20 protein-coding genes are annotated in these 15,247 nt (G+C 64.2%); 6 read left to right on the top strand and 14 right to left on the bottom strand.

The genetic code is table 11. The annotated features are described in order from the left end of the window. Nucleotides 1-235 precede the first annotated feature (235 nt). Nucleotides 236-496, bottom strand: a complete 261-nt coding sequence (locus WDA27_11665; GenBank protein MFA5891588.1) for a tyrosine-type recombinase/integrase — start codon at nucleotides 494-496, stop codon at nucleotides 236-238. An 87-nt stretch (nucleotides 497-583) separates the two neighbouring features. Here WDA27_11665 and WDA27_11660 point away from each other — a divergent pair, with 87 nt between their 5' ends. Beyond that, nucleotides 584-880, top strand: coding sequence for a hypothetical protein (locus tag WDA27_11660; protein MFA5891587.1), 297 nt, complete (start codon nucleotides 584-586; stop codon nucleotides 878-880). A gap of 21 nt (nucleotides 881-901) precedes the next feature. Here WDA27_11660 and WDA27_11655 read toward each other — a convergent pair whose 3' ends face one another. From WDA27_11655 to WDA27_11610, 10 genes are all read right to left on the bottom strand, one after another. Then, nucleotides 902-1,285, bottom strand: a complete 384-nt coding sequence (locus WDA27_11655) for a hypothetical protein (protein MFA5891586.1) — start codon at nucleotides 1,283-1,285, stop codon at nucleotides 902-904. 212 nt (nucleotides 1,286-1,497) lie between these two features. After that, nucleotides 1,498-1,947, bottom strand: coding sequence for a cytochrome c (locus WDA27_11650; GenBank protein ID MFA5891585.1), 450 nt, complete (start codon nucleotides 1,945-1,947; stop codon nucleotides 1,498-1,500). A 22-nt stretch (nucleotides 1,948-1,969) separates the two neighbouring features. Continuing rightward, nucleotides 1,970-2,491: a ubiquinol-cytochrome c reductase iron-sulfur subunit gene (locus WDA27_11645; protein MFA5891584.1), complete on the bottom strand. Its 522-nt coding sequence runs from the start codon at nucleotides 2,489-2,491 to the stop codon at nucleotides 1,970-1,972. Beyond that, complete coding sequence (locus tag WDA27_11640; GenBank protein MFA5891583.1) at nucleotides 2,491-2,997, bottom strand: menaquinol oxidoreductase; 507 nt, start codon at nucleotides 2,995-2,997, stop codon at nucleotides 2,491-2,493. Before WDA27_11640 ends, WDA27_11645 begins: the two co-directional genes overlap by 1 nt. Further along, on the bottom strand, nucleotides 2,981-3,763 hold the full coding sequence (locus tag WDA27_11635) for a cytochrome b N-terminal domain-containing protein (GenBank protein MFA5891582.1): 783 nt from the start codon (nucleotides 3,761-3,763) through the stop codon (nucleotides 2,981-2,983). Before WDA27_11635 ends, WDA27_11640 begins: the two co-directional genes overlap by 17 nt. Then, on the bottom strand, nucleotides 3,760-5,592 hold the full coding sequence (locus tag WDA27_11630) for an FAD-dependent oxidoreductase (protein ID MFA5891581.1): 1,833 nt from the start codon (nucleotides 5,590-5,592) through the stop codon (nucleotides 3,760-3,762). Before WDA27_11630 ends, WDA27_11635 begins: the two co-directional genes overlap by 4 nt. Further along, nucleotides 5,592-5,828 (bottom strand): hypothetical protein, encoded by a 237-nt coding sequence (locus WDA27_11625; protein MFA5891580.1) that lies wholly within the window; start codon nucleotides 5,826-5,828, stop codon nucleotides 5,592-5,594. Before WDA27_11625 ends, WDA27_11630 begins: the two co-directional genes overlap by 1 nt. 17 nt (nucleotides 5,829-5,845) lie before the next feature. Beyond that, entirely contained in the window at nucleotides 5,846-6,802 is a 957-nt protein-coding gene (locus WDA27_11620; protein ID MFA5891579.1) for a cupredoxin domain-containing protein, read from the bottom strand. 137 nt (nucleotides 6,803-6,939) lie between these two features. Continuing rightward, nucleotides 6,940-8,442 (bottom strand): PAS domain-containing sensor histidine kinase, encoded by a 1,503-nt coding sequence (locus WDA27_11615; GenBank protein MFA5891578.1) that lies wholly within the window; start codon nucleotides 8,440-8,442, stop codon nucleotides 6,940-6,942. After that, nucleotides 8,439-9,089 (bottom strand): response regulator transcription factor, encoded by a 651-nt coding sequence (locus WDA27_11610; GenBank protein ID MFA5891577.1) that lies wholly within the window; start codon nucleotides 9,087-9,089, stop codon nucleotides 8,439-8,441. Before WDA27_11610 ends, WDA27_11615 begins: the two co-directional genes overlap by 4 nt. 258 nt (nucleotides 9,090-9,347) lie before the next feature. Here WDA27_11610 and WDA27_11605 point away from each other — a divergent pair, with 258 nt between their 5' ends. From WDA27_11605 to WDA27_11595, 3 genes are all read left to right on the top strand, one after another. Continuing rightward, nucleotides 9,348-9,941 (top strand): alpha/beta hydrolase-fold protein, encoded by a 594-nt coding sequence (locus WDA27_11605; protein MFA5891576.1) that lies wholly within the window; start codon nucleotides 9,348-9,350, stop codon nucleotides 9,939-9,941. Nucleotides 9,942-10,212: 271 nt separating this feature from the next. Further along, a complete protein-coding gene (locus WDA27_11600; protein ID MFA5891575.1) occupies nucleotides 10,213-10,596 on the top strand; it encodes a hypothetical protein in 384 nt (127 codons plus the stop codon). A 214-nt stretch (nucleotides 10,597-10,810) separates the two neighbouring features. After that, complete coding sequence (locus WDA27_11595; protein MFA5891574.1) at nucleotides 10,811-11,365, top strand: hypothetical protein; 555 nt, start codon at nucleotides 10,811-10,813, stop codon at nucleotides 11,363-11,365. A 48-nt stretch (nucleotides 11,366-11,413) separates the two neighbouring features. Here WDA27_11595 and WDA27_11590 read toward each other — a convergent pair whose 3' ends face one another. Together WDA27_11590 and WDA27_11585 are read right to left on the bottom strand one after the other, a co-directional pair. Continuing rightward, complete coding sequence (locus tag WDA27_11590; GenBank protein ID MFA5891573.1) at nucleotides 11,414-12,250, bottom strand: Gmad2 immunoglobulin-like domain-containing protein; 837 nt, start codon at nucleotides 12,248-12,250, stop codon at nucleotides 11,414-11,416. 69 nt (nucleotides 12,251-12,319) lie between these two features. After that, nucleotides 12,320-13,243 (bottom strand): hypothetical protein, encoded by a 924-nt coding sequence (locus WDA27_11585; protein MFA5891572.1) that lies wholly within the window; start codon nucleotides 13,241-13,243, stop codon nucleotides 12,320-12,322. 118 nt (nucleotides 13,244-13,361) lie between these two features. Between WDA27_11585 and WDA27_11580 the strand changes: the two genes are divergently transcribed. Then, nucleotides 13,362-14,006, top strand: a complete 645-nt coding sequence (locus WDA27_11580; GenBank protein ID MFA5891571.1) for a helix-turn-helix domain-containing protein — start codon at nucleotides 13,362-13,364, stop codon at nucleotides 14,004-14,006. Nucleotides 14,007-14,015: 9 nt separating this feature from the next. Here the strand turns inward: WDA27_11580 and WDA27_11575 are convergent, their stop codons facing one another. After that, nucleotides 14,016-14,222 carry a hypothetical protein gene (locus WDA27_11575; protein ID MFA5891570.1) on the bottom strand — a complete coding sequence of 69 codons (207 nt, stop codon included), beginning with the start codon at nucleotides 14,220-14,222 and terminating at the stop codon, nucleotides 14,016-14,018. 385 nt (nucleotides 14,223-14,607) lie between these two features. Between WDA27_11575 and WDA27_11570 the strand changes: the two genes are divergently transcribed. Continuing rightward, on the top strand, nucleotides 14,608-15,192 hold the full coding sequence (locus WDA27_11570) for a nitroreductase family protein (protein MFA5891569.1): 585 nt from the start codon (nucleotides 14,608-14,610) through the stop codon (nucleotides 15,190-15,192). The last annotated feature ends 55 nt before the right edge of the window (nucleotides 15,193-15,247 follow it).

Genomic DNA, 15,247 nt, shown 5'->3' with positions numbered 1-15,247 from the left:
CGCGTCAGGCTGCACTCGTCGCTGGGGTACATGTCGCCGGAGAGCTACGAAGCAAGGAGGAGGCGACTGGACGCAACGGGAACGGAAGCGGCATAGTCAATGTGTTCGTCGAATCGGGGGAACGCCAAGCAAGTCACGGCGCGAAACCGCCTGTGACCGTGTTCCCACGGGTCGTCAGGTTGATGCTCGACTTCAACCGCGAGCTCCCGAAGGTTGGTTTGAACTATGGGCCAATTCACTCCCCGCTTGGTCGAAGGGTGAGCAACGTGGGAACATCCAATGCCGAGGCTGACCGGCGCGCATCCAGCGCATCGGCGATCCGGTCCATGTGGTCGGGGAACAGGTGGCCGTAGCGGTCGAAAGTGACTGCGATCGTGGAGTGGCCGAGGTGGACTTGGATCAGCTTCGGGCTCGCGTTCTCGGCGATGAGCAGCGCGGCCCATGTGTGACGCACGTCGTTGATCCGCAGCGCGCGCGGCAATCCCGCGGCGCGCAGGGCTTCAGACGGCCCTGGAGGAGTTCCGAGACGTTGTTCCCCATGCCAAGGACATGCGGGACATTCTCTCGCACGCAGAGGCGCACGTTGTCTTCGCGGGTCGACGTCAGCGCGACAATCCGTGGACGTTCACAACTGACGGCGTCCGTCTTCGACGGCTCCGCCGATCTCCACAACATCAGTCAGGGCTTCTTCGATCCCGTCAAGGCTGCAACGGCTGCAGATCCTTACGGCGGCAACGTGCCCTACTCCATCGATGGCATGTCGGTCGCCGATCGAGTGTCCTTCTACTACCTCTCGAAGTGCAACCTGTCGGAACCCGGGTCGACCGAGCGCGTGATTTCCAGTGACATTCGAGCGAAAGGATGCAACGGCGATGCGTGAACCCGCGGGGACCCTGTTCTTCTAGGACGGCGAACTCGACGCGGTTACGAATCCGTCTCGGTAGACGTTGAGCAGCGGTTGGCCGGCGGGGAACAACGCCGGCCAGATCACCAACTGGACTTGGTCCCCCATCACCGTGGGCACGGTTCCCTGCCCAACCGCGTCGCCGAGCGACGTCGCGGTGGCCAGCGTCTGCCATCCCAGATCATCGTCGTAGCGACGAATCTCCCACCTGCTCACCGCGGCATGCACATACGTGCTTGGGCCAAGGGCTGTGAACTCACAGTGCCAGGGCGTGATCTCCGCCCCAGTCGTGTAGGCAACGCATCCCGACGTAGCCGCTCGCGCGCCGAAGGGCGATACGGCGACAACAAGCAGTGCGGCAACGAGCAACGCGCGACGCATTTCCTCAGCCGTTCGACGCCCGCGAGTCGTCTTCCTTTAGAGCCCGCACGCTGAACTCCGCAAAGAGGAAGAAACGCCCCTGTTACGGGCCTCGATAGCCCTGACTCCTGATCTTCGCGTGGCGTGATTCCAGCGCGAATGACTCACCGGTCACCCTGGGAAGGCTTTTCGACTTGTGTTCAGTTAGGCCACAAGACGGCGCCCGAGGACCGTCAGGGTTCACGCCAGTTTGGTCGGCTGGGGGCCTTGGCCGCCCATGAGAGCAGATACGTCACGATCGAACGGATTTGCTCGTCGGTCAGTCCGCCGCCGAACTCGTTCCACCAGGCGCTCATGTCGGTTCCAGGCACACCGCTTTGGATAATGTGGTGAATTTCCTGTTCGGTCGCAACCTCGAAGAATTCCTTCGAGTTCAGCGCCGGCGCGTCGGGTCCTTCTCCGCTGTCTCCGTGGCAGGACGAGCAGTTCGCACCCCAGAGCGAGCGCCCCATCGTGATCTCCGCCGCGCGCCGCTGTGCGAACGCTTCCGAGCGCCTTTGTCCCTCCACCGCGCGATATGCAGGGAAAGCGGCGACCAGAAGCGCGAGGAGAACGACGCCGGCGACGAGCCATCGCCCCAGGCTCTCGTCAAGTCGCTCGGTCGCTCGATCCGGCGGCGTCACCGACGATCCTCCGTTTCCATTTCTACTGCTCTCCCGCGCGCGACTCGCCGGATTCCCCTTGAGTGAGGCAGGAGGGGCCGGGATTCTCGTTCAAGGTGCGCACGCCACGCGGTGGGCCGGTGATGACGCGACCGGTGTCGACGATCACGTCATCGCCCTCTTCTCGCACCGGGAACGAGTCCATACCGCGCGGGGCCGGACCACGAACGTACTCACCCTTGCGATTGAAGACCGAGCCGTGGCAGGGACACTCGAACTGGTTCGAGGACTCGCAGAAGGGAATGCGACATCCCAGATGCGGGCACTTCTGATAGACGGCTCGCAACTCGCCGTCGACTCGAGTCACGTAGAAACGCCCGTTGGAGAAGTGCCGCACGGAGCCCTCGCGGAACTTCGAGGGACTGCCGATGCGGATCGGAGCACCGAACCCTTTGCTCGCGCGCGGACGGAGGAAGTCTCGCGTCGTCCAGACGGCCTCCATTCCGAGGATGCCGACGAGGGCCTTCCACGTGTTCGCGAGGAACTTCCGCCGGCCGATACGCATCAGAGTTCGACGTAGAGTTTGTCCCAGGGCCATACCCAAGACCAGCCGGGCCCACGGAAGAAGACACCAACGAGGGTGAGCGCGATCGCCACAGCAATGAAAAGGGTGAAGGTGAGGATGGCAACCTTGCGATCGGTCGCGCGCGTGGATGGATTGCGATCGAGATACGGAAGAAGCGCGAGCCCGGCCATCGCGACTCCGGGAAGCAAGATGCCGGCGATCATCGGGTGGAAATGCGAGAGCAACTCCTGAAGGCCGGCGAAGTACCAGGGGGCCTTCGCGACCGGCGGAGTAATGTTCGGGTTCGCCATTTGCTGAAGTCGTGCGTCGAAAACCAGTGAGATCGCGAACACGGCGGCAACGACTGCCGCGGCCACGACGGCATGTCGGATTAGTAGGTACGGCCAGACGAAGATCGTGTCCTCCGGCTCGCGCTCGGGCACGACCTCGCCTTCGCGCGGCACGACGCCCAGGAGGCGGTAGCGCGGCTCAGGCATCTCCGCCATCGGTCACCTCCTGCGGCTCCGCGTTCGAGGACATCGAAGCCGGTTGCCCGGGCTCCCCGGCAAGTCCGTCCTTGCGCACGCGCCAGATGTGCACGCCCAGCAAGGTCACGAGCAGGGTCGGAAGGACGTAGATGTGAAACACGTAGAAGCGCAGGAGGGCATTCTCGCCGACCTCGGGTGCCCCGAGCAGCGCGCGCCGCGCGTTCTCGCCCATGAACGGTACGTATCCGGCGACATTCGTTCCCACGGTCACAGCCCAGAACGCAAGCTGATCCCACGGAAGCAAGTAGCCGGTGAACGAGAGGCCGAGCGTCGCAAGGAGAAGGCCGATCCCAACGACCCAGTTGAACTGACGCGGTTCTTTGTATGCCCCGGCGTAGAAGACCCTAAGCATGTGAAAGAAAGCCACCAACACCATCAGGTGGGCCGACCAGCGATGGATGTTGCGCACGAACCGGCCGAACGTCACCGCCGTACGAAGCTCGTGCATGTTCAAGTACGCGCTCGTGATCGACGGCACGTAGAAGAACATGAGGTAGATGCCCGAAACCAGGAGCATCGCGAAGAGAACGGCCGCGATGAAGCCCAGGCGGAAAGTGGAGCGGAACGAGAGGATGCGCCGCGGAACCTTGGCGGGGTAGACGTGAAGGAAGAGACTCTGGAAAGTCGATGCCGCACGCCCGCGCGGAGTGTCGGTGTGCGGCGCGCGGAAGATCGAGCGCCAAGCTTGGCTCTCGCGCAAACGGCTGGTCGAAGGCCGAATCATGCGGGAACGGGCTCCTCCCAGACGCCGATGCCCTTCCATTCGCCCATCCACAGAGCGCCGGACGGGCAACGCTGCACGCACAACTCGCAGCGGATACACCGATCTTCCTGGAGAACGAGCGCGCTCGCCGGCCCGGCCGTGTTCTCGACACCGGCGAGCCGGGACGCGTCGACGATCCGAATGCATCGCTCGGGGCAGATGTCCACGCAGCCGCCACAAAGAATGCACAGATCCGGGTCGAGCATCACATTGTCAAAACATTGCAGACACCGCGACGCCTCCCGGCGAGCGTCCGCCTCTCCGTAGCCGAGTTCGACCTCCGGCATCCCGATGCGGCGTTCGTGCGAGACCGAGGGAATCGGCACGCGCAGGACGGCGTCATATTCGGGGATCGCGCGCGGAACGAACGGCAGGCTTTGAAGCGACGAGGCGGTGACCAACGCGGGTTCCGCGCCGGAGAGCAGCCGGTTGATTGAGGCGGCGGCACGCCGACCGTCGGCGATCGCGGAGATCAGGTTCCGCGGCCCGAACGCGACGTCTCCGCCCGCGAACACGCCCGGGGCGCTCGTCGAAAGGCTCTCGAGGTCGATGACGATCGTCCCTCGCGAGGACACGGCAACCCCGTCCTCGGGGCGCAGCCACGAGAGATCCGGGGCTTGTCCGATCGCTAGAATCACAGTGTCGCAGGGGATGACCGACTCGCTCCCCTCCTCGAAGCGGGGGTTGAACCGTCCGTCGGGATCAAACACCGACGAGACCGCGAGCGTCTCCAGTCCGGTAACGCGACCGTCACTTCCTACGATCCGCTTAGGCCCTAAGCGGTGCAGGAGGGTCACGCCTTCGGCCTCGGCTTCCTCGATCTCGAAGGAGGAAGCCGGCATCTCGACGCGCGCTTCGAGTGCGACGGTACGCACCTCGCGCGCGCCCAGTCGCATGGCGGTGCGCGCGGCGTCGAGGGCCGTCGTCGCCGCGGCCTGGACTCCGTCTTCAGCCGGATCGGAATCGCTCGGCGGCATCACACCCTCGGCGACCGCGCGAAGTGCCGTGCGTGCGACATCCAGGGCAACGTTTCCCCCGCCGATCACGACAACGCGATCGCCGAGCCCCACGCGGAAACCGAGGTTCGCGTTGATTAGGAACTCTACCGCTCGCAGCACGCCGTCAAGCTCGATCCCGGGGATCTGCAACTCGCGGCTTCTCATTGCGCCGCACGCAACGAACACGGCGTCGAAGTCGGCGCGAACGTCGCCCAGCGTGAGATCGCGGCCCAGCGAAACGCCGGTTCGCAACTCGACGCCGAGGTCGAGAATCGAGGCGATTTCTGCGTCGAGAACCTCGCGAACGAGCCGATAGGCGGGAATTCCAAGCCCCATCATTCCGCCGGGCCGGTTGGCAGCCTCGAAAACGACCGGGCGATAGCCGTACGCGGCCAGGTCGTGGGCGCACGCGAGACCCGCGGGCCCGGAACCGATGATGGCGATTCGCTGGGGGCGAGCAGGCGCGCGACGAACCGACTCCCGCCACGTGCGGTCCCCCGACGCGCTTTCGACTCCGCAACGCTCGCAGGCGAAGCGCTTCAGCGCGCGAATCGCGATCGGTTCGTCGATGGCTCCACGACGGCACGCATCCTCGCACGGCGCGGCACACACTCGCCCACAGATCGAAGGAAACGGGTTCGGCATGCGCGCGGTGCGATAGGCGAGTTCGTCGTCACCTCGCCCGATCGCCGCCACGTATCGCCCCGCGTTGGTAAGCACGGGACACGCGCGCATGCACGGGATGTTGTCTTCGAACCATCCAGTTCCGACAGGACGTGCCGCGAACTCCATCACATGATCCTTCGGCGCTGAAGCCACACGAGAACCCAGCACGCGGCGATGACAGAACCGACGGACCAGGCCGTGAGCGTCAGGTCGCGGATGATCGAGGAGCGCGTGCGCTGCTCGATCAGCGTGGCCAGCCGGTCCGGGACGACGGCAAACATCACCGTGAACGCGAGAACAATGCCGGCAGTCAGGATCGTGGCCCGTGCCCACGAATGAGCCCAACGCTGCTCCGATTCCACGACCCGACTGCCTTCCACTAGGCCGCGCTGACGGTAATCGTTCCCTCCATGCCCTCCTCGCGGTGGCCCTCGATCTCGCAGACGAGCAAGTACGATCCGGCCTTTGTCGGAATGACGTACAAGTCGAGCTGCTTTCCGGCGAAGACCTCGACTTCTTTCAGAGTCGGGCCCTTGTACTCGCCGAGCAGATCCTGCGCCTTACGGAAGGCGATGGAGCCGAAGAAATCGTCCGCGACGAACTCGTGCTTCTTCTTCCCGGTGTTGACGATCTGGAGCACGTAAGGCGTACCGACCGTGAGCGCGATCGCCTTTGGCTTGAAGAACATCTCGCCCAACTCGATCCGCAGCGTCTTCTTGGCATCCCAGTTCGCGGCTTCAACCAAAGCCGGGCCGTTCTGCACCCACGAACCCGTCGTGATGCCGGCCAATACCGGAGCGGGAACGGTAGGCGGCGAGCCGGTCACGGTGATTGTCCCCTCCATGCCCTCCTCGCGGTGGCCCTCGATCTCGCACAACATCTCGAACGTTCCCGGCATCACCGCGACGAACAACAACTCCGTGCTTTTGCCGGCGAGTACCTCGACTTCGGTGAAGTAGGGGACCTTGACTTCAGCACTTGTGTCCTCTGCCTTGCGCGTAGCGATGGAGCGGAAGAAGTCGCCGGCGACGAACTCGTGGTCTTTCTTCCCGGCGTTGACGATTTCAACCTTGTAGGGCTTGCCGGCCTCGAACGTGAGGACCTCCGGCTTGAAGTACATCTCGCCGAGTTCCAAGCGCACGGTTGCCGCGGCGTCCCAGTTCGCGGCGTCCACAAACGCGGAGGCGTTCTGGACGTACTGGTCGGCACCGAGCGCCGTCGCAGACGGCGTCGGACTCGTCGCGACGTTCGACGGCTTGTCACTGCCGCAGGCCGAAGTCGCGAGCGTCAGCGCTGCGAGCACCAGCGCCGGAAAGCGCACCATAGCTCTCTTCATTTCCCCGTCTCCCTCTGTCGAACCACACGACGGTTCCCCTTCGACCGCCGCCGGACGAACCCCGCCCAATGGTTGCGGAGTGGGCGCTGCCGAGCATCGGGGAAAACACGTGTCTCACATAGGTGAAAACACGCGGGTTACTGCTCGATGCGCTGCTCCCGGCTCCAGTGGCCGGGGGTTCCGGGGCGGACTCGGCCGTCGCCGGGGCGGGCGGTCATCGGGATGGAAGCCTCCACGCTCGTCCCTGCTCCGGGAGATGAGGCCACACGGAGTTCGCCACCGAGCAGTCGCACTCGCTCCTTCATCCCGAGGAGACCGAGATGATCCGGCGCGCGCCCGTCGGGGTTCCTCGCGGCATCAAACCCCCGCCCGTCATCGGCGACGATGAGGCGCAGCGTGCCGGCGAACGAAATCCGGACGCGCGCGCGCGAGGCGCGCGCATGGTGTTCGACGTTGCGCAGGGCCTCCTGTGCGATGCGAAATAGGCAGAGTTCGACGTCCGAATGAACACGTTGCTCGGGGCCCTCGACGGTGAACGTCCCACGCATTCCGGTACGCCGTTCGAGGTCGTTCACGACCCACCGGACCGCGGGAACCAGGCCCAAGTTGTCCAGGACGGACGGCCGCAAGTCGCGGCTGAAGCGCCGCAATTCATCGGCCACGGCTTCCGCAGCTTCACGTGCGTCCCGGATGGTGCGGTTCACGTCGCCGAGGGCGGCGATCTCCGTTGCCTCTTCCACGGAGTCGAGTTTCCGGCAAAGGGCAACGAGCGACTGGACGCTTCCGTCGTGGAGTTCGCGCGCGATACGAAGCCGCTCTTCTTCCTGGACTTGCTGCATCTGCTGAGCGTACGACTCCAAACCCTGCTGGCGTTCTCGCCGTTCGGTCACGTCCCGAAGGACGGCCTGAACCATCACCTTCCCGCTCGAGTCCTTGAAGGCACTGCACACGGGTTCGACCCAGGTTCTGCGGTCGTCCGCCGTTCGGATGAGTATCTCCTTGTGGGACGATCTCTCACTGCGCACGAGGCGAAGGAGAACTGCCGCGGCGGCAGGATCGACGAAGCGCGTTAGATCGAGTCCGCGAAGCTGGGCGGCGGGACGACCGAAGAGCGCGCTCGCGGCCGCATTCCCTTCCTCGATCGTTCCGTCGGCGTCGAGGATCAGGATCGGCTCTGCCGCGCTCTCGAAGAGGCTGCGATATCTAGCCTCAGAAGCTCTCCGACTCGACTCCTCGGTTTCCGCCCTGTGACGAGCCGTCGTCTCCCGATCGACCCTGCCGGACACGATGAGGGCGATGATCACCACAACGAGGAGTTGCGTGGCTTCGCCGACTCGCTCGAGTCCGGAGTGCCAAATGAGCATGTTGGGTATTGCAAGGAGTCCTGCCCACAGCGCGGTCGGAACCGCGCCCTCGCGACCGAACCTCAGGCTCGCGTAGAGCACCGGGATGAAGTAGAGAGAGGCCGGGACGAAATACGCCGCATCGAGGCTGTATCCGGTCAGAAGCTCAAGCCATTCGACCATTGCGTGCGTGGCGGTGACGAGAACAACCAGGGCCTGTACCGCCCAGAAGCGACGGCTGCGAAGCCGCTCTCGGAGGCCCGTCGCTGCGGGCTCTTCACCGCTCGACCACGTCACGGCGATGTCTCACCTGCGGTCCGGTCCATGTCGAACCAGTGGCGGGCGACTCCGTAGACGACCGCTTCGGTCCGGGAGGAGACGCCCAGCTTCGCCAGGATGTGGCTGAGATGCCCCTCCACCGTGCGGACGCTGAGGTGCATGGCGCGGCCGATTTCCTTGTTGCGAAGGCCACGCGCCGCCAACTCGAGGATCTCTCTTTCCCGGGGAGACAGGGACGGCGATCCCTTCTGCAGCGAGTGCCGCAGCTTGGCGGCAACTGCCGGATGGAGGGTCACTCGGCCCTCGCGCGCGGCGTGAATCGCTTCGATCACCTCTTTGCCCCGCATGGTCTTCAGCAGGTATCCGGCCGCCCCGGCCTCTATAGCGGCCACCACGTAGTCCTCATCGTCGTAGGCGCTCAACACCAGGATTCTGGCGTCGGGGGCAGCCTCCGCGATGTCGGGGACCGCGTCGATGCCGTTTCTGTCGGGCAGCGCGAGGTCGAGCAGGATCACGTCCGGACGAAGTTCGCGCGCGAGGCGCACCGCCTCCGAGGCCGTGCCCGCCTCCCCGGCCACTTCGAGGGTCGCGTCGCGCGCCAGGATCTCACGCGTCCCCTCGCGCACGACCGCATGATCCTCGACGATCAATACCCTCGTACCCATGCGCGCTCCCGAAGTGAGCCTGGGGCGGAAGAGCCGCCCGCGAAAAGCAATGCGATCTCCCCCCAAGGGTCGAAACTTCACTTTACTCCGGCGAATCGGTGCACCGCCACGGTGAGTGACGCGCCTGTCGACACCGCCATCCGCCGCAGACGGCGCCAGTCCCGCAGCGCGGGCAGCAGCACAATCGGCCGAGCAGGGAACAGGAATCAGGCGGAGCCGGGCCGAATCCCTCTCCACCGGAACCCGGAGGAGGTGCCGATGATCGCGCGCCGCGCTCTTGCCTTGCTCGTACTGCTCGCCTCCCTCAGCCTGCCGGGCGCCGCGCGCGCGGGCGTCAGCGTGGAACTCGTCAAGTTCGGAGACGTGCCGGTGAACGTTGTGCTCCCGGACGGCTACGACTCCGGCCCGCTACGCTACCCGGTCATCTACCTCCTTCACGGCTACAGCGAGAACGAGAACACCTGGCTCGACATGGGCAACCTGGCAGCCTTCGCCGCCGACAAGCAAGCCATCTTCGTGACTCCGGGCGGTGACCCGGACGGCTGGTACTCAGATTGGCGCAACGGAGCGAACAAGTGGGAGTCATTCCACATCGGCACGCTCATCCCCTACATTGACACGCACTACCGGACGATCGGCGCGCGCGCGGGGCGGGCCATCGCGGGGCTGTCGATGGGCGGCTTCGGGTCGATGAGTTACGCGGCGCGGCATCCCGTCTGTTCCTCGCGGCGGCGTCCTTCTCCGGAGCCGTGGACACGACCGACAAGAGCCCCGTGGCAGAGCTGGCTATCGCCGGCGCATTCGGTCCGAAGTCCGGAGACGACCGGTTCGCGGTGTGGGGAAACCCGCTAACGGACGAAGTCTGGTGGCACGCGCACAACCCAACCGACCTTGCGGCCAACCTCGCAGGGATGTCGCTGTACGTGGCAAACGGCGACGGCATCCCTGAGGCGGACGACCCCCTCGACTCGACCGGAATGGCTGGAGAGCGCGAGATTCTGGACATGGCTCAGAACTTCGACGCCGCGCTGACGCGCGAGGGCATCACACACGAAGTCGACTGGACGGCGGGCTCCACACCTGGAAGTACTGGAAGCGCGACATCGCCAAGTGGTGGCCGCATTTGGAGTTTGGCGCTGCTGCGCCCGCGACATTCAACTACCGCGCAGTCGAGCCTTCGTTCAAGGTGTGGGGCTGGTCGTTTGGGGCGGACTCGGCGCGCGCGCCTGAGTTCCTTGAGGTGCGCGATGCTTCATGCGCGCGCGCGACGCTGACAGGCTCGGGAACCGAAACGGTGACCACGGCTGCATGCTTCACGCCCGGCGAGGTCGTGGCGCTGTCGGGCGCAATTACTGCTTCTGCGACCGCCGACGCGACCGGACGACTCGCATTCGCTGTAGACCTTGGGCCGGCGCACACACTGCAGCAATACACCGCGCCGACACGCGCTTTGGAGGCGACACCGAGGTACTTCACAACACAAACCGTCACGTTCACTTCGCCCTGACGCGCCGTTACTTGACCGCGAGCTCTGTCTTGCGGGAACGAAGGGCTTTCGCAACCGCATTATCAGTTGACTCCTAAACTTCGGTGTCGGTTTTGCCCCGGCAACGCACGATCCGGCCGGCAGATTGTCCTGAAGAAGTCTCGACAATAGGCATAGACTTCCAAAATAGGCATAGACTTCCAACTGTAGGATTCGCCACCAAAGGAGGTAGACGATGCCGCGACGGACGTTCGACATGCTCTTAACTTCAGTCGGCGTGATGCTTACTGCATTCCTGTTACTTGCCGGCGTGATGTTGATGTGGGGATCGAACTTCGCCAACACCAACGTCGAAGACCAACTGCGCGCGCAGAAGATCTTCTTCCCGCCGGCGGGTCCCGCAACAGAGTCCCCTGACATCGGTCCGTTCATCAACAAGTACGCGGGTCAGCAACTGCTGAACGGACAGCAGGCAGAGGCGTACGCCAACCACTTCATTGCGCCCCACCTGAAGAACGCGGCCGGGGGCAAGACCTATGCAGAAGCGAGTGCTGCCTCCCGCGCGGCCCCCGACGACCCATCGTTGAAAGCGGCAGTCGATACCCTGTTCAGAGGTGAAACGCTTCGCGGATTGCTCCTTAACGCTTACGCGTTTTGGAAGCTAGGCCAGATCGCGCGCATCGGTTCTCTGGTGTCGCTTGCATTCGCGATCGTTATGGCGGTGCTGTCAATACTCGGCCTATGGCACTGGCGCAGAGTGTCCGGGGGCGAGAAGTTGATAACCACCTGATCCAAACGCTTTCTGCGAAAGGACTCGCCGTGCGGGTCCTTTCGTCGTTCAGCCGGTCAGAATGACCGGCACCCGGACAACATCCGTCGGCTTGCCGTCCTTTGCCGACGACACAAAGACCTCAATGGTGCCCTGCTGCTCGGCCGCGACTTCGAAAGTCACATTGACGGAGTAGGTACCACGGCATCCGGTCCCGCATGTTGCGTTGGTAAACGTCGTCGCGATCTCTTTTCCTCCGGCATCCAAGATGCGCAGACTGACGGTCGCCTCGAAGACGTTCGCCGTTCCGGACACGGTCACGGGACTGCTCACCCGGTCGCCGGGAATGGGGTGTTCCACCACGATGGCGGGCATCAGGTCCTCGAAATCATCGCGCGTGGATGGTCGATCAAGAACCAATCCGTGACTGCCGAATTCACGAATCGCACGGCCGTCGATACGAAGGCTCACCGAAGTCACCGTGTCGAACTGAGTAAGAGTGAACACGACCTGCGCCAGGCGTAGCCGTTCGCCGAGGGTTCCACCCGACGCTTCGAACTCCGAACTCAGGTCTACTGTCGCCACGCGGTCGGCGATGTTTAAGTCCACCAGTTTGGTTTCAACCGGAATCGACGTTCCAGTACCCTGCGCGCGCTCGGCGCTCGTCGGCCCATCCAGCATCGAGGTGATTGCCGCGCGCGCGACCGCAGGCGTGCCTGCCGCAGTCCGATACCCCAACAACAATTTCCCGTCGGCATCGTTGAACCACACCTGATGAGCGAACGTCGCAGGGCTCGCTGTGGGCTCCGCGGAAGTAGTTCCAGAAGGCTGCGCGTTCGGGGTTCGGGCGCTGCATGCCGAGGCGGCGAGCGCGAGCGTTGCGAGGACGATCCCTATGCGTCTCATAAGTTCGCAGCGTATCCGACCCCAGGTACGTTCGAGGATCGGAGCGCAACTCCTGCCGGAGGTGAAGGGCTAGCGCTGCGGAGTGACGGACTGCAACGTGATAGTTGATTCGGTGCGATACCGATGGCCGCCGCTGCTGTGATCGAGTTTGTAGATCTCTTTCGTTGTGAACCGATACTTCGGTGCGATCCACAGGCGAACGTCGACGGTGCCGGAGACCTCGCCCTCCATCTGCATCTTGATCGCGACGGCCCAGGTCTCAACATCCTCCGAACCTATCCGCTGAGTCGAGTGTTCGAGGGTCTTGCCCGTGTAGGTCCCCGAAGTGTCCCCCTCCCAGGACCCTTCCCAGGTTTGCCCCACCTTCTGCGGGAACACCGAGAACCGGACCGGCGTCGCGAACTCGATCAACACATCCTCGGTGACCGGACCGACCTTGAGTTTCATGCGGAAGTACGAACACCTGACACCGGTCTCAGAGATCGCGAGGGGAAACCATTCCTCGTGCTCGCTCGAGAAGATGTGATGGTTCGTCCACGATCTGCCTGAGGACTCAACTATTCGCTGGGATTCACTCGGGTACTCGCGGGTCGGGAAGTCATCGACCTTCTCCCACCCCTCGGTGTCCCAGGAATACACACCGGACTCGGGGGCCTTCAGCGCATAGCCTCCCTTCGCAGATACGGCCGGCGAAGGCGACGGACGTCGGGACTTCGTGGTGCGCGATGCCGAAGTCAAAGGCTTTGGAGTTGCCGACGCGGTCGTCCGGGACGCCGACGCACGGGGCGAGGCTTTCGCGGACGTAGTCGCCGAGGCCGCTGCTCGGTATCGCTCGAGCGCACTCGCCGCCGTCACAGGAGTCGAATCGGAAATCCAACGGAACCCATAGGCACACGTCGAAAAGAGCACCTGCACGGCAACAACTGCGGCCAGCATCCTGCGGCGGCGGCGCGTCGCGACCGCCCATTTCCCCAACCCCGCCATTCGCGACATGCGGACACACTACGCCGTCGGCAGCTATCTGACAAGCCGCCTTGTCAGATTCCCTACTGCACAATCTGACAAGCACGCTTGTCAAATGCTGCCTTGCCGGGTAGCGTCGCAACCAGCAATGGGGAGAACATCGCGGACCACCACGCCACAGCGTCGGCAGTACGCCGGCCTTTCATCAGAGGAGCGCAGCGCCGAACGGCGTCGCCGCCTGATGGCCGCCGGCCTGAAGCTGTTCGGAAAAGACGGCTACGGGTCCACCTCCATCGAAGCACTGTGCGCCGCCGCCCGAGTCACCACACGCCACTTCTACGAAGAGTTCAAACACCGCGAGACACTGCTCGCGGTGATCTACGACCAGATCCTGTCGGACGCGCTCTCGGCTGTTGAGCTGGCACTCGCCGACGCCCCCGAGGACGACCTCTACGCGCGCGCGCGGGCAGGGGTCGCTGCGTTCGTCCACGCGATGCTCGACGATCCCAGGCGCGCGCGCATCGTTTGCGTCGAAGTCGTCGGCGTGAGCGCGCGCCTCGAAAAGCATCGGCGCCCGGCATTGCACCGCTTCGCCCACATCGTCGAGAACGAGGCCCGCCGTGCGGCCGGAAAAGGCCTGATCAGCGACCGGGACCCCGGACTCGCCGCGGTGGCCCTAGTTGGGGGCACCTACGAGGTTCTGGTAGAGGTTCTCGGCAAGCGCAAAGTGGCGACCGACGAACTCATCGAGGAACTCAGCCGGTTCTTTGTCGCGGTCGCCTCCGCAGGCTGACCGGTTCGGTCAGGCCCCGGCGCAAGTGGAGCCTGCGTGCGCCAGTCCGGCCCGAACCGCGGCCATAGTGGCCTCGACGCCCTCCCGGTAGGCAGCCTGGTTGTCGTACAGGAACGAGCGCGCGAGCAAGTCGTCCTCGAGCTCCTCGAAGAACTCATCGGAAACCGAAGACACTCCGGCAGACGCGCTCTCTTGAATCTGCAGCAGGCTCTTCATCACGACCCCCAAGCGACGCGTTTCGCTCCAGCACCCTGCACTCAGCTCGTGGATCTTCGAGGATACGATCCGACCGGGCCCCAGCCATGGGCCCGATGGCCTATTTAGACCGACGAAATCCACAGACAAATCGGACACTGTGGATGCCGCCTATTCGGACCGTCGGGCGCTTATCCGGTCGCTGGTCAATCGCTTCTCGAGGAGGCACCCGACCTCGATCGAGTCGGGTTCCGATGGCTGCGCCGGCCCCGAAAACAACCAGAAGCCAAGCCGCGATCACGCGGGGGGGTGGCGGCCGCCGGCGGCCCAAACCACCCTATTCGTACGGGTTCCGCACCAAGGCCGTAGGCTCTGAACCGAGTGGTTGGACGGCGCCGGAGGAGACATGGAGTTCGAGGACGTGGTGCGAAAGCGGCGCATGGTGCGCAACTTCCACGATCGGCCGATCCCCGAAGAAACGCGAGACCGAATCCTCGCAAACGCTGTGCGGGCACCGTCAGCCGGGTTCACCCAAGGCTGGGCGTTCTTAGTTCTGGAGGACTCTGCGGATCGCGCACGATTCTGGAACTCGGCTTGGCCGGAGCAAGAGCGCACCGGCCCACATACAGGCATAACGCGTGCGCCGTTGGTGATCGTGCCGCTCGCGAGTCGCGGGGCTTACCTTGCTCGCTACGCCGAATCGGACAAGGCCGGACCGGACCAAGATCCCGCTCGGTGGCCGGTTCCGTACTGGGACATCGACACCGGCTTCGCCTCCATGCTGATGCTGCTGACGGCCGTCGACAAAGGACTCGGCGCGCTCTTCTTCCGCTTGAGGGGACAAGACCTCGGGCACGACTTTGGAGTCCCGCCGGAGTATCACCCGATCGGCGCGCTCGCATTCGGCTATCCGGCTCCGGACACGCCTTCACCGTCTTTGCAGCGAGTCCGCAAACCCGTCCAGATCGTCACGCACTTCGGTCGCTGGTAATCCCCGTTCCGGCCCTTGCGTGGTGGGTTACGATTGGAGTGACGTCGCGAAGGAG

This window comes from Actinomycetota bacterium, from assembly GCA_041658565.1.
In the GTDB taxonomy this organism is placed as follows: domain Bacteria; phylum Actinomycetota; class AC-67; order AC-67; family AC-67; genus JBAZZY01.
Note: the sequence above shows the minus strand (reverse complement) of the source record. Positions and strands in the feature narration are given on the sequence as shown.

What these genes read in the sequence shown, in the direction of transcription:
- WDA27_11620 (MFA5891579.1), bottom strand. Translation starts at nt 6,802, where the DNA reads ATGAAGAGAGCTATGGTGCGCTTTCCGGCGCTGGTGCTCGCAGCGCTG.
- WDA27_11580 (MFA5891571.1), top strand. Translation starts at nt 13,362, where the DNA reads ATGGGGAGAACATCGCGGACCACCACGCCACAGCGTCGGCAGTACGCC.
- WDA27_11635 (MFA5891582.1), bottom strand. Translation starts at nt 3,763, where the DNA reads ATGATTCGGCCTTCGACCAGCCGTTTGCGCGAGAGCCAAGCTTGGCGC.
- WDA27_11605 (MFA5891576.1), top strand. Translation starts at nt 9,348, where the DNA reads ATGATCGCGCGCCGCGCTCTTGCCTTGCTCGTACTGCTCGCCTCCCTC.
- WDA27_11595 (MFA5891574.1), top strand. Translation starts at nt 10,811, where the DNA reads ATGCCGCGACGGACGTTCGACATGCTCTTAACTTCAGTCGGCGTGATG.
- WDA27_11630 (MFA5891581.1), bottom strand. Translation starts at nt 5,592, where the DNA reads ATGGAGTTCGCGGCACGTCCTGTCGGAACTGGATGGTTCGAAGACAAC.
- WDA27_11640 (MFA5891583.1), bottom strand. Translation starts at nt 2,997, where the DNA reads ATGGCGGAGATGCCTGAGCCGCGCTACCGCCTCCTGGGCGTCGTGCCG.
- WDA27_11570 (MFA5891569.1), top strand. Translation starts at nt 14,608, where the DNA reads ATGGAGTTCGAGGACGTGGTGCGAAAGCGGCGCATGGTGCGCAACTTC.
- WDA27_11575 (MFA5891570.1), bottom strand. Translation starts at nt 14,222, where the DNA reads ATGAAGAGCCTGCTGCAGATTCAAGAGAGCGCGTCTGCCGGAGTGTCT.
- WDA27_11585 (MFA5891572.1), bottom strand. Translation starts at nt 13,243, where the DNA reads ATGTCGCGAATGGCGGGGTTGGGGAAATGGGCGGTCGCGACGCGCCGC.
- WDA27_11610 (MFA5891577.1), bottom strand. Translation starts at nt 9,089, where the DNA reads ATGGGTACGAGGGTATTGATCGTCGAGGATCATGCGGTCGTGCGCGAG.
- WDA27_11590 (MFA5891573.1), bottom strand. Translation starts at nt 12,250, where the DNA reads ATGAGACGCATAGGGATCGTCCTCGCAACGCTCGCGCTCGCCGCCTCG.
- WDA27_11645 (MFA5891584.1), bottom strand. Translation starts at nt 2,491, where the DNA reads ATGCGTATCGGCCGGCGGAAGTTCCTCGCGAACACGTGGAAGGCCCTC.
- WDA27_11655 (MFA5891586.1), bottom strand. Translation starts at nt 1,285, where the DNA reads ATGCGTCGCGCGTTGCTCGTTGCCGCACTGCTTGTTGTCGCCGTATCG.